Origin of the sequence: Streptomyces sp. TG1A-60, from assembly GCF_037201975.1 — a bacterium.
In the GTDB taxonomy this organism is placed as follows: domain Bacteria; phylum Actinomycetota; class Actinomycetes; order Streptomycetales; family Streptomycetaceae; genus Streptomyces.
Map to the genome: position 1 here is coordinate 5,711,934 of NZ_CP147520.1, position 12,267 is coordinate 5,724,200.

The 12,267-nt window shown below is 67.7% G+C and carries 9 protein-coding genes and 2 pseudogenes; 5 read left to right on the forward strand and 6 right to left on the reverse strand.

All coding sequences use genetic code 11. The annotated features are described in order from the left end of the window. Nucleotides 1-72: 72 nt before the first annotated feature. Nucleotides 73-195 carry a hypothetical protein gene (locus WBG99_RS24755; protein ID WP_338900606.1) on the reverse strand — a complete coding sequence of 41 codons (123 nt, stop codon included), beginning with the start codon at nucleotides 193-195 and terminating at the stop codon, nucleotides 73-75. Nucleotides 196-702: 507 nt separating this feature from the next. Further along, a pseudogene (locus WBG99_RS24760) lies at nucleotides 703-1,179 on the reverse strand (tetratricopeptide repeat protein); the annotation flags it as partial. Here WBG99_RS24760 and WBG99_RS24765 point away from each other — a divergent pair. Further along, entirely contained in the window at nucleotides 1,153-1,329 is a 177-nt protein-coding gene (locus WBG99_RS24765; RefSeq protein WP_338900607.1) for a hypothetical protein, read from the forward strand. The pseudogene WBG99_RS24760 and the gene WBG99_RS24765 overlap by 27 nt on opposite strands. A 184-nt stretch (nucleotides 1,330-1,513) precedes the next feature. Here the strand turns inward: WBG99_RS24765 and WBG99_RS24770 are convergent, their stop codons facing one another. Further along, a complete protein-coding gene (locus WBG99_RS24770; protein ID WP_338898406.1) occupies nucleotides 1,514-2,818 on the reverse strand; it encodes an NB-ARC domain-containing protein in 1,305 nt (434 codons plus the stop codon). An 853-nt stretch (nucleotides 2,819-3,671) separates the two neighbouring features. Between WBG99_RS24770 and WBG99_RS24775 the strand changes: the two genes are divergently transcribed. The 4 genes from WBG99_RS24775 (at nucleotide 3,672) to WBG99_RS24790 (ending at nucleotide 5,956) form a co-directional block, all read left to right on the forward strand. Continuing rightward, a complete protein-coding gene (locus WBG99_RS24775) occupies nucleotides 3,672-3,983 on the forward strand; it encodes a DUF1778 domain-containing protein (RefSeq protein ID WP_338898407.1) in 312 nt (103 codons plus the stop codon). Then, on the forward strand, nucleotides 3,980-4,492 hold the full coding sequence (locus tag WBG99_RS24780) for a GNAT family N-acetyltransferase (RefSeq protein WP_338898408.1): 513 nt from the start codon (nucleotides 3,980-3,982) through the stop codon (nucleotides 4,490-4,492). Before WBG99_RS24775 ends, WBG99_RS24780 begins: the two co-directional genes overlap by 4 nt. Before the next feature lie 826 nt (nucleotides 4,493-5,318). Next, the gene (locus WBG99_RS24785; protein WP_338898409.1) at nucleotides 5,319-5,552 is read left to right on the forward strand and encodes a type II toxin-antitoxin system VapB family antitoxin; all 234 of its coding nucleotides are present in this window, start codon (nucleotides 5,319-5,321) and stop codon (nucleotides 5,550-5,552) included. Then, nucleotides 5,549-5,956 (forward strand): PIN domain nuclease, encoded by a 408-nt coding sequence (locus tag WBG99_RS24790; RefSeq protein ID WP_338898410.1) that lies wholly within the window; start codon nucleotides 5,549-5,551, stop codon nucleotides 5,954-5,956. The genes WBG99_RS24785 and WBG99_RS24790 overlap by 4 nt, the downstream gene beginning before the upstream one ends. 97 nt (nucleotides 5,957-6,053) lie before the next feature. Here the strand turns inward: WBG99_RS24790 and WBG99_RS24795 are convergent. The 3 genes and pseudogenes from WBG99_RS24795 to pglZ all read right to left on the reverse strand — a co-directional run bounded on the left by WBG99_RS24795 (nucleotide 6,054) and on the right by pglZ (nucleotide 12,263). Beyond that, a pseudogene (locus WBG99_RS24795) lies at nucleotides 6,054-8,185 on the reverse strand (DEAD/DEAH box helicase). Continuing rightward, complete coding sequence (gene brxD, locus WBG99_RS24800; protein ID WP_338898411.1) at nucleotides 8,182-9,510, reverse strand: BREX system ATP-binding protein BrxD; 1,329 nt, start codon at nucleotides 9,508-9,510, stop codon at nucleotides 8,182-8,184. The pseudogene WBG99_RS24795 and the gene brxD overlap by 4 nt, the downstream one beginning before the upstream one ends. Beyond that, nucleotides 9,507-12,263: a BREX-2 system phosphatase PglZ gene (pglZ, locus tag WBG99_RS24805; RefSeq protein WP_338898412.1), complete on the reverse strand. Its 2,757-nt coding sequence runs from the start codon at nucleotides 12,261-12,263 to the stop codon at nucleotides 9,507-9,509. Before pglZ ends, brxD begins: the two co-directional genes overlap by 4 nt. Nucleotides 12,264-12,267 lie beyond the last annotated feature (4 nt).

The window sequence follows — 12,267 nt, forward strand, 5'->3', positions numbered from 1 at the left end:
GATGCGGGGCGGAGGCGGAAGTAGGCCAGGCCCTCCCTCACGCAGAGAAGAGCATGCGCCAGAACCGCGAACTCAAGCGTCCGGGATGCCCTCGGCCTTCTTCCGCCAGTGAGCGAGGTTGTGCTGGATAATCCGCAGATGGGGGTGGTCTTCGCCGAGCACCCGTGCCATCTGCTCCAGCAGTTGCTCAGTCACGGCGACGGCCCCGCCTGCATCCCCTGCCACCCCTAGCCAATGGGCGTAGCTGCCGCAGGCGGCGAGGGTGTCAGGATGGTTCTCGCCCAGGAGTCGACGCCGAGCAAGCAGGAGTAACTTATGAGCCTCGGCAGTCCCCGATGCATCACCTATCCGGCTACTCCACCGAATTAGACTGTGCAGGGCATTGAGGGTGATGGGGTGATTGTCACTCAGGGCTCGCTTTGCGTCAGCCGCTAGTTCGGCGAATGCGGTGGCTGCGCCGGCTGCGTCTCCCGCCTCCCCCCGCCACCGTGCCAAGTGACCTCGGGCATTGAAAGTGTTGGGGTGGTCTAGGCCATGTATCCGCACCTGGGCAGTCATTAGTTCGGCGAATGCGGCGGCGGCTCCGGCTGCGTCTCCCGCCTCCCCCCGCCACCGTGCCAAGTGTCCCCGAAGGTCAAGAACATACGGGTGTTCGTCGCCCAGGACCCGCTTCCCGTCCGCCAGCAGTTCGGTGAACGCGGCCTTGGCCCCAGCTGCATCACCCGCGCGACCTCGCCACCGGGCAAGCTCCCCTTGGGTCGCCAACGTGTGAGGGTGGTCGTCGCCCACGGCCCGACGTCGGTCAGTGAGCAGTTCGGTGAATGCGGTGGCTGCGCCGGCTGCGTCTCCCGCCTCCCCCCGCCAGTAAGCGAGGTTGTGCCGTGCCATAAGGGTGTCGGGGTGATCTGGGCCCTGCACCCGCACCTGGTCGGCCATTAGTTCGGCGAATGCGGCTGCTGCTGCGGCTGCATCTCCTGCCTCCCCACACCAGTGCGCAAGGTTGCGGCGGACTCTGAGGGTGTCGTAGTGGTCTTTGCCGAGCACCCGCGCCATATGTTCTAGCAGTTCGGTGAGTGCGGCGGCTGCTCCGGCTGCGTCTCCCGCTTCTCCCTGCTGTCGCGCGAGCTCGCCCTGAGTACCAAAAACAGAGGGGTGATCATTGCCGAGTACCCGCCCCATGTGGGGCAGCAGTTCCGCGAACGCGGTGGCGGCCCCGGCGGGGTCGCCCGCCTGGCCTCGCCAGTAGGCCAGGTTCTGCCGAGCGGCAAGAGTGTCGGGGGCATCCGCGCCGAAGTGATGGTGAGCCATGGCGGCTATATGGGTGAATGAGTCACGGGCAGCGATGACTTGTCCCATCTTCCCTAGGCTAATGGTGGCCCAGTAGAGAACCGCATGAGCGCGAGACCGGTACAACGCGTCTTCCGCACAGTTGCTGAGGGCAGTGGTATTCGCGCGCAGAGCTTGCGTGAGGTCGGTGTCGCGTTCGTTCTTGGGCCAGGTGGCCATGAGGGCGTCAGCGGCCGCGTGGGCAGTCTGCTCGTGGTGGTGGGGGGTGAGGGGTGTCGCGGGTGGCGCGTTGGATGAGCTGATGGACGCGGACGGCATGGTGCGGGGTGTCAGGGGTGTGGTCGATGAGGCTGAGCCGGTGCAGGGCCCGCAGAGCGTGCACCGTGTCCCGGAGAGATACAGGGGCGGCTTCCTCGGCGGGGTTCGGACCGGTGCGAGTGCGGTGCACAGTGAGGTGGGCGCGGGCGGGCTCGCTGGTCAGGACGGTTTCGGGGATGCCATTGGCATTGAGCAGGGAGGTGAGCTGGAGCATGGGGCGGGCCAGGCCAGCGGGACGCAGGGTATCGGCACGGTCGACGGACAGAGACCATGCGGCGGCCAGCGGCAGGGCCTGGTCATCGGGGAGGACGTCGGGGGCGATGGCGGCAAGTGCGGTGGTGCGGTCGGCAAGCAGGGCGCGGTAGGTGGCCACGGCGTCGGCGGTGTCGATGATGTACGCGGCAGCCTGGGACAGGGCCAGGGGCAGGTATCCGAGATCGTTCGCCAAGGCGGTCAACTCGTCGGCGGAGTCGTAACGACCGTGTCCGGCCAGGGACGCGGTGAGGTAGGCGAGGGCTTCCGCGGCAGTGAATAAGCCGATCTCGATAGTGTGGCGGCTGTCTGCGGCGAGGGCGGCATCCCGACGGCGCGTGGTGACCAGAGTGCGGCCGTGGGCGCCGGCGGGCGGCCACAGACCACGCAGATCGGCGGGGTCGGCGACGTCGTCCAGGACGATCAGCCACCGGCACGGCTTCGTCCCGGCCTTGGGGGTGAGCCAGGCCAGGAAGGAAAGCGCGGCCTTCTCTTGATCATTGGGATCGCCCCGGCATAGCTCGACGCCAGCCTGCGCGTATCCGGTCACGATGGCCTGACGGCTACTCGCGGTGACCCACACCAGGACATCCAGGCCGCCAGCCGCGCTGTCGTCGTCCCATGCGGTGCGGGCGTAGTCGGCGGCCAGCTGGGTCTTACCTACCCCGCCCATGCCAGTCAGCATCTGGGTCAGCACGGCGGTGCCACCCCCGTCGACCTTCGTACGTAGCCGGTCTGCTTGGGCGCGGTGCTGGAAAGACCTGGCCGCAGGTGGGATGACGCCGACCTGGTGCGGCCAAAGGGCCGGTTCCTGGGGCGTGCGCTGCTCCATGGTCACCGTGCCGATGTAGCCGGTGTTAGCGAGTCCGCCCCCGGTGGCGGTGGCGGCCCCGGTGCGGGACAGGTTTACCGGGCTGCAGGGAGGGTCGGTGCCCAGGGCAGGGCTGCGGTAACCGGTCACCGCAGTGCCTCCGGACGTCGCTGTTGCATCCCCGGTATTGGCTAACGTGACCGCGGTCCGGGCCTCGGCGGGGCCTTGCTGGCGCTTGTCCCGGGCCATCGTCGTTCTATTCCCCACTCTGCTGCCCGTGCCTTCGGCCGGACGCTAGCTGTAGTCGATACCACTGTTGGCCTTGCTGCCCCCGCCCGTCGAGGTGGCGTTTCCGGCCCTCTTCACCTTCATCGACACACTGCCGCGGCCCTTAGGCCGCTTGATACCTGTGTTGGCCGCGCCTCGCCTCGTATGAGCCTTCCCGGTTTGGGGTGGCTGTGTAGCCTCCATGTGACTACACATGGTAACCGTTCGTGCCGGACGGCACCCGCGTTGCTCCGGAGTTCTCAGTCTCGCTGCAGTGGTACTGCCCAGCCGATCTTGAACGATCCATAACTGGGTAGCCCAGCGCCGTGCAGCTCCGATTTCCTGTACGGGTGTGGCGGAGCGGCTCCGCGACACCCACGGGTTGCCCTCGTTGTGCTGGCCATTGGATGGTCTACTCGTCGAGCGCGGTGGCTACGACGCCGGCGTGGCGGACCCGCATCTCCTAGTTCGCTGCGTCCCGTACTGTCAGGGCCGCAGGTGCGCCGCGCGGGAGCCTTGTGAGGGCTATGTCTGGGCCTCGGATCCCTGTAGGCGTGCGCTCTGTCATGTGGAGCCTGCTCGCCTTGTTGCTCCTGTTGCCCCAGTGCGCCAGGTGTCGGCTGGCCTCCGCAATGGTTCGTGACTAGCTAGCTGCCTGCATCGCCTGTTGGTGTGCGGAGATTGCTGATTCAGCACAACGCTAGCCATCGGAGTACGTTTGGAGTACATTCTAGACATGGGAACCAAGACGGAACGTGGGGCTGTCCGTCGGGCAGCTCCGAAGAATGACCGCATCCAACTCAGAGTTTCTGATGAGCGTCGGGCGCGGTACGAGGCAGCCGCAGCCATCCAGGGCAAGTCACTGACTGAGTTCGTCACCGCAGCTGCCGATACAGCAACGGAACACGCTCTTGCTGACAGGCGTCTCTTCCCTCTCGATGATGAAGCGTGGGAGAAGTTCAACGCAATGCTGGACGCTCCTCCAAAGGTCATCCCCGAGCTGGTGGAGCTGTTCGCCCGTCCGGATGTCTTCGGGGGCGATGAGTGAGCCGCTGGAACCGACCTGAGCCGCTGGCCAGCATCCACGATACTGCGAGCTTCGACTGCGGTGATCCGGTGCTGGACCAGTGGCTCAAGCGGTATGCGCTGACCAACCATCGCAGTGGTGCGGCGCGCGTGTTTGTCTCAACGGTCGAGGCTGATCGGGTGGCGGGGTATTACTGCCTCTCTACTGCGTCGGCGCCTAAGGCGGATCTTCCTGACCGTACTGGCAAGGGGATGCCGCAGCCGGTTCCGCTGATCCTGCTAGGGCGGCTCGCAGTGGACTCGGTGCATCAGGGGAGTGGCCTTGGTGGTGGCCTGTTGCGTGACGCAATCCAGCGGACCCTCATAGCAGCAGAAGCCGTTGGTGTCAGGGCGATGCTGACCCACGCCGCCACCCCCGAGGCGGCCAAGTTTTATGCACGGTTCGGGTTCATTCCTTCCCCCACGGATGCGCTGCACATGGTGCTCTTGCTCAAGGATGCCCGCGCAGTGCTTGGGCCGGAAGTCAAGTAGTCGATCATTCGCCGCACCGTCGGCTTGAGGCCGCTAGGCATGCTGGCCTGTGCAAGGTTCCGCCCTGGTGCCAGGGCGGAACCTTTGCGCGTTGGAAGGGGAATCCGCTGCTGGCGGGTTCCAATCCCCGTGCCCGAGCTGGCGAGATCGTCCAGCGTGCCATGGGTCTGGCTCCTTGGGGCCTCATTGAGGCCGCGTTGAGGCCACAAGGACAGGTACAGACTGACAAGGGCTGCGAAGCATCAGCAGAGGTTCACAGCCCTGACCTGCAAAAACGCCAAGAATGAGCGAAGAAACGCAAGGGCCGCCAAGATCCTCAAAGGACTCTCATAATCGTCGGCCGTGGGTTCGAGTCCCACCCGCCCCACCATCCGCTACTCGCGCGGAATCGATCTGACCAGCAACTTTGCTGGCGGATCGGGTGACTTGAAGGATCTTGGCAGCCGTGGTGATCATGGTTTCATGGCGTTGAGGCCGAAGTTGAGGCCGGGAAATTCCTCAAATCGGATATGTCGCGCCACTGCCGGATTGATCGCAGCCGTCGCGTGTGCGCCGCGCATCGGCTTCACGACCGCGGTACGAGGTCTGGCGCCTGTCGAACGTGATCCGCGCGCGCAGTGTTTCGGTGGCGGTCCTCTCCTGGTCAGCGAGTGGTCCGGTAGCCGCTACTGCATCGGGTGTTGCGCGTGTCTGTCGCGCCAGTGCCGCGCAAGGAACCGCCCAGGCCTCGCCCCGTCACCTCCGGCAGGCGGTCCTGAGAGGTGGCCGGCTCCAATGTTGGCGATGTATCATGATAGCATACATCACGGATGCTGGAGGGTGCCCGATGTCCGTCACGCAAATTGATCTCGATGACGAGGCGCTCGCCGAGGCTATGCGGCTGATGGGTGTCACGACAAAGAAAGAGACGGTCAACGCGGCCCTGCGGGACTACGTTGCACGGATCAAGCGGCTCGATGCCGCCGAGAAGCTGGCCGCGCGCGGTGCTCGTGGTGAGTTCGAGCAGGCCGCGGCGGCGCACGACGCAGGTAAGCGTGCCCGGCGCGAGGCCTTCGGGTGATCACATACCTGCTCGACACCTCCGCCCTGTGGCACCTGTTCCGCACCCCCGGAGCATTGCCGCCCTGGGAGGGGCACATCGCCGCCGGGGTGTTCCACCTCTGCGAGCCGACACGCGCCGAATTTCTCTACTCGGCAACCAGCCCGTCCCACCGGGACGAGCTGGCGGAGGAGCTGGACGCGCTCTGCCACCTCTCTCCCGTTCCTAAGAATGCCTGGCGTTGGGTCGACACTGCCCAGTACAAACTGACCCAGCGGGCCCAGCATCGCGCGGCAGGAGCGATCGACCTGTTGGTGTGTGCGACCGCGGTCCACCACGGGCACACCGTCCTCCATGTGGACAACGACTTCGCGACGGTGGCCGGAGTACTCAAAGAAGTTCAGCAGCGAGACGTACGAGCCTAATCTGCTGGGGCCGGTCCACGTTGTCGGCCTGTCGGCCTGTCGGCCTGTCGGCCTGTCGGCCTGTCGGCCTGTCGGCCTGTCGCTGATCGATGACAAGTCACTGTCCCAGGACTGTGAATCTGGTCGGTTCTATGAGCGCAGCCGTCGCACCGTCCAGATCTGCGAGTCGTGCGGCCAGGGTGGCCTCTGCGAGCCGGGTTGGCAGCGCGGCGCTGAACTTGAGGCCGTTCAGCGCACGCGCATCCACTGCGGGAAGGCATAGTTGATCGGCGGCCTCGGAAATGGCCTTCCTCCATTCCGCGGGCGTCACGTCCTCGCGAAGTCGGATGCAGGTGTCCGTTGGCCTCTGGAGTGGATCGGCGATCGTGGTGAGTGTGGCCGCCAGGGTCGCGTTGGCCCGGTAGCCGGCCCAGGTCCACCAGCGCACGTTGGTGTCGCGCCCACCCCTTACGACCACTGTCCCGTCGGGGTGGACCAGTTCCGAACTGCCCTCGCGTGCCTGGGTGAGCGCGGTCTTGGCACGCAGAGTGAGGGCGACCGGCGGGTCGGCACCGAGAAGTACTTCCCGTGCCGCGCGAGTCAGTTCGTACGAGGCGGTCCGGCCGGAACCAGCTCCTCCCCAGCGCGCCTTGCCGCCGCCGTCGACCGGTTCGACGAAGCATCGCCGTCGGGACCAGTCGATGTACGTCACCTGCCAGCTCTGTCCGGCGAGGAGCAGGCGCCGAGGACCCGCCACCTCTTCGGTCAGCAGCGCGGGATTGGTCGTGCCGATCTCGGTACGGCCCGAGATCACCCTGAATTCCGGAGCCGCGGTGAACACCGCGGTGAGGTCCATGAAGTGCCGGTAGCCGAAGCGGCGTTCCGCCTCGGGGCCGATGAACAGCATCCCTCCGTCCCGGTCCAGGAACCCCTCCTCGATCAGGTGGCGCACGATGGGCTCGGCCGACGTTCCGAAGGGACCGAGCCCTCCCCACCATTCCTGCCACAGTCGGTCCCCGACCCGATGTTCCTGCAGGCAGAGGGCCAGTACTTGTTGGGCGACGATGTGCCGGGGCTCCGGTGGCGCCACCACTGGCTCCACCCAGCCGCGCGACCACAGAAGCAGCAGGGCTGCCGCACCGATCAGTCCATCCTCGTCGACGGTGAGGAACAGGCAGTTGCGGGTGGAACCCGGCCGCCGGCCGGTACGGCCAAGACGCTGGAGGAAGGAAGCCACGGTGGCGGGCGCGTCGATCTGGATGACGCGGTCCAAGTCGCCCACGTCGATACCGAGTTCCAGGGTGCTGGTCGAGACGATCACGCAGTCGCGTGCTTCGGCGAAGGCTTCCTCTGCCCGCCGCCGTTCATCCACTGACAGGGACGCATGGGACAAGAAAGTGGTCACGTCCTTGGCCCGCAGGCTCTCTCCGAGCTTCTCGACCTGTCGGCGCGATTCGCAGAACACCAGCCGCTTCTCGCCGCGGTGCAGGGCTGCGATCACCGTGGCCGCGTTCTCCAAGGAGCCCACAAAGTCGACCTGGATGTCGCCGGGCGGTGGCAGCGGGGGGATTTTTCGCGCAGGTGCGGGGCGACGACCCGCGCCGTGCGGTGCCCGCTCCCTGAGCCCTGCAGCCAGGTGAGCAACTGCTCCGGGTTGCCCACCGTCGCGGAAAGCCCGATGCGTTGTACCGGTCGTCCAACGACCCGCTGCAACCGCTCGAGTACGGCCAGTAGGTGCCATCCCCGGTCATCCCCCGCAAAGGCGTGCACCTCGTCGACGACGATGGCCTGCAGTCCCGAGAAGAACGCCCGGTGATCGACATTGGTGCTGACGAGCATCGCTTCCAGCGATTCCGGAGTGGTCAGCAGTACGTCCGGCCGGTTCCGCAGGATCTTCTTACGGTGCGGCTGCGACACGTCTCCGTGCCACAGGGCGGCGGTCCGCCCCAGCCAAGAGGTGTACGTCTCCAGGCGCGGCAGAAGGTTGTTCAGCAGCGCCTTCAGCGGACAGACATACAGCACCGAGGTGCCGGTCCAGTTGTCCTGCGCCATTCTCGAAAGCAGCGGGAAGGAGACAGCCTCAGTCTTCCCGCCGGCGGTCGGGGCCAGAAGAACAGCGTCCGAGCCGTCAAGCAGCGGCTCGATCGCCTCCTCCTGCAGAGGACGGAGCCCGCGCCATCCCAGGGTGTTGACGATGTGATGGACCAGTCCGGGATGCAACCGGTCGAGCGGTTCGGGGGCGCCTGTCATGGCAGCTCCAACTCGATCTCGTCGGCGCTGTCGGCTGCCGCGTTGCGCTCGACCTCGCTCAGCTCGATGGTGTTCACCGTCAGCGCGTAGTGCTGGCGCGGGTCGAAGTCGTCGAATTCGTCGACCCGGTCCAGTACGTCCGCGACAAGCTTGCGCAGGAACAATCGTGGGGCGATCCCGGCCCGCCCGCCGAGCCTGCCTGTCATGGCGGTGGCCAACTCGGCGACGTACGCATCGTCGACCCGTGCGGCGATGCGCTCAGGGTTCTTGGCTGCGCCCGCGTACAAGTCCCTTACAGAACAGCCGAGTTCGCCGAGTCGCACGAGGTCGAAGCCGGTCAGTCGCAGCTGGACCGCCCGCGGCGAATCGAAGCGCGGATCGGTCGAGAAGTCAGTCGCCAGCCGCTGCGCGAGCGGCGGGAGCCGCTGTACGCCCTGCTGTCCGTCATAGAAGGCGGGGGTGCCGGTGATCACCAGGAAGAGTCCGGGGAAGCGGCCTGCGTCGATCTCGTCGAGAAGCTGACGCAGTGCGTTCAGCCCTTTCTCCCGTACGTCCCCCCGGACCCGTTGCAAGGTCTCGATCTCGTCCAGGACCACCAAGAGCCCGGGATGGCCGCAGTCCTTCAATACGGTGAGCAGCCCCTGGAGGAAGCCGAGCGCCGCGAAGTGGTCCAGGTCTCCGCGTACCCCTGCGGTCCGTCGTGCGGAGGCCGCCACCGACTTCTGGCCGCCGAGCCAGGCGATCACAGCCTCGGCGGTCGCTGAATCCCCGGCAAGCGTGGCCTTGCGGTAGCCGCGCAGAGCCGCTGAGAACGCCGGCGTGGTCTGGGCGACCGCGCGCAGTCGCGCCTCCAGCAGGTCCTCGACAGCAGCCTCCAACGCCTCGTCGTCCTCGGCGAGTTCGGGATGCGCCTCGTCCACCTCCTGCTCAAGGGTGTAGAACCATCCGTCGACCACCGAGCGCAGCGCGCTGGCCGGTTCGGTCGCGGTGGTCAGCCGCTCGGTGAGCCGGCGGTAGACGGTCTCCAGCTTGTGCAGCGGGGTCTCCGTCTCAGAGATCTGGATCTCGGCGGTGGCGAGCCCGGCCCGCTTGGCCCGTTCGGCGAGCCAGCGCGCGAAGAAGGTCTTGCCGGACCCGTACTCTCCGCGGATCGCATGGAAGGACGCGCCCCCCGATGCGATCGTTGTGATCCGCTCATCCAGCGCGGGCGTGAAACGGTCCAGACCGACCGCGAACAGGTCGAGTCCCGACTGCGGCACGGTCCCGCGCCGCAGCGCGTCGATGACCTCGCGGCGGCGGGCCGCGCTGACGGATGCGGCGCTCACACGCTCTCCTCGGACAGCTCGAACTGCTCGCGCAGCGTCTCACGGTTGAGCCGGACCCTGGTCCGGGAGTCGATCAGGCTGATGACCTCGTAGCCCTCGATGTTCAACAGCCGGGTCAGCACGGTCACAAGGCCCTCGGGACGGGTGTTCGTACGGCCACCCGAGCCGATGGCGGCCGCGGCGACCGCCGCGAGCGAGAGCGTGCCGCCTGCGTGGTCGAGCGCGTCGATGACGGCGGCCACCACCTTGTGCTCCGGCGGCTTGCGGACGAACTTGCGCTGATGCTTGTAGATCGTGGTGCCGACGATCTGCTGGCCGAGGGTGAGCACGGTCGGTTCCGCCGGTGGGGCGGCGGGCACCTCGACCGCGTCGTCTGCGAACAGCTCGCCCTCCTGCGGCCGTGGTTTCGGCTTGGCCTTCGCTGCCCTCTTCGCCGGCTTGACGGGGGCGGGTACGGGTGCGGACGCGGCCTCCGCCTCCCACCACGACGGCTGTACGGACTCGCGTGGCAGCTCGCTCCACCCCGCGGGTGCCAGCTCGGCCGACGGTGCCAGGACCAGCACCGGTACCGTCATCTCGGCGAGCGCAGCACCGCCGTGGTACCCGGCCTTGCGCGGGGAGTAGCGGATCTCCTCCGACCAGGGCACGGTGACCCGGCCACCGTTCTCCAGCACCCGAGGCCCGGCAAGCGCGACCTCGCCTTCACCGGCCACCGTCCCCGTACGCCAGCGGGCCGACTCCACACCCTCGACGGCCAGCGGCCCGACCTCGACGCCTGTCCGGTCCAGCACATGCCCGTGGTCGGACACCAGTACCACCGGACGCCCTTGCCCACGCGCGGAGTTGAGGAGCTCGGCGAGGTACTTCACCCGGCTCACCGACCAGTCGGCGAGTGAGCTCTGCTGCCCGTGATCGAGACTCTCGTCGATCGTGTTCAGTACGACACCGACCACGTCGTCCGAGGCGATCGCCGCGACCAGTCGTGCGTCGATCAGCTGCCCGGCCGGCCCGGGGATCTCGCTCTTGTGGAAGAGGACCGCCGGGCGCTTGTGCTGCTTCCAGAAGGCGGCGAACCCCTCCTTCTCCACGCTCTGCCCGCCCGACACCGGCCGTCCGCACAGCAGCGTCGCCCGGCTGATCACCGTCACCGAAGGGATCATCGCGACAGCGGCGGCCCGCCGCCCTTCACTGCAGAGTTCGCTCCAGCGCCCCGCACCGGTCAGCTCCTCGCCGAGCTGCGCCACGACCGCGCTGCTCATCCCGTCCAGCACGAGGACCAGCGGCGGTCGCTGCTTCGCCAGCGGCACTGCGACCTTCAGCAGGACGTCCTCGATGGGCAGCGCCCCACCGGGCTGTGCGGCGGTGGCGTGCTGGACCCACGGCCCGAGCTGGGCCGCGAAAGCCTCGTCGAGCAGGGCCCGCCGCCGTCGCGCCGCATCGTGCACCGTGCGATACGCCTGCGCCAGAGCGGGCTCGGCCTCTCCGTCCCCCACCCACAGCTGCGCCAGGGCCCGGTCCACCCACCCCCAGTCGGCGACATGCGCGCGCACAGCCTGGCCGACCGAGGACACGGCCGGTTCCGGCGCGTCCAGCCAGCGACGCAGCCGTACCGCCATGCGCGCGAGCTCGACCCGCTTCGGGTAGAGGACGGCGGCGAGTTGATGCTCCGCCACATGTTCCCAGGCGGCCTGAGCGGCCTGAGGCCCTTCGGACAGGGCGTCGGCCAGCCGGTGCAGCCGCGCCTGGAAGCCGGACGGAAGAAAGGGGTTCCTGGCCAGCGCGGCGGTCAGATGTGCGTTGTCTGCCAGTCGATCAGCCTGGTGCAGCACATCGACAACCCGCTGTCGGGCCTCCTCACTCTGTGGCCCCCGGCCCGAGGCCTCGCCGATCCAGCGGGTCAGGGTGCCTTCCACTGCCCGTGCGTAGGCGCGCAGTTCGGAGGGCCGGGATCCCGACCCGAACACCGAGCCCAGTGCCACAGCCGCGTCGGCCGACGCCGTGTCCTCGGTCATGACGGACGCCAGCACACCCAGTGCGGTGGCTTCGGCCCCCCGTCCCTGGAGCGCGAGTCGCAGCAGCACGGGCGCAGCCTCTCCCGCGCTTTGCGCCAGCCATTCGGTGATGCCCTGGCGTTCGGCCTCCGACAGCGCGGCGAGGCGCTCGGGGCCTCCCGGCGTACGGGACCAGGCCAACAATGCGTCGACATCCACCGACGCCCCGTCTTCGAAGACGCCATCGAGCCTGAGCCGCACCCCGACCAGCGCACGCATCGCCGCGTCGAGGGTGAGCACGGCCCCGCGCTGCGGCCAGCAGCCCTGAGCGGCATCGGGCTCGGCGTCGATCAGTGCGCCGGGCAACCACAGCCACGGGTCGCGCCGCATCCGCGGGTCGAGGTCGGCGGCGCCGAAGAGCTGCTTGACGATATCGGCCTCGTCGACGGCGATGATCTTCGAACGCACCATCTCGCCCAGCAGATCGAGACTGATTCGTTCCCCCGGCACATCCGTGGTGACCACCAGCAAGTCGGCGCCCTCGGTGGCCAGATGGGCCTGCCAGGCGTCGGTGAGTCCGAGTACCGAGGTGGTGTGGGCGACCCGGACCTTGCGCCGTGTCCCGTCGCCGGCCGGCACGCTGAACTCCTCGGGCCCGCTCGCCGCGTACTTCCCGTGCACCAGCAGCAGCCGCCGCCCCTTGGTGTGGGCAAGGCGGGTGGTGAGCAGCCCGGTGATGACCCGCTGGTCGAGTTCGGGCACGAGG

What these genes read in the sequence shown, in the direction of transcription:
- WBG99_RS24775 (WP_338898407.1), top strand. Translation starts at nt 3,672, where the DNA reads ATGGGAACCAAGACGGAACGTGGGGCTGTCCGTCGGGCAGCTCCGAAG.
- WBG99_RS24785 (WP_338898409.1), top strand. Translation starts at nt 5,319, where the DNA reads ATGTCCGTCACGCAAATTGATCTCGATGACGAGGCGCTCGCCGAGGCT.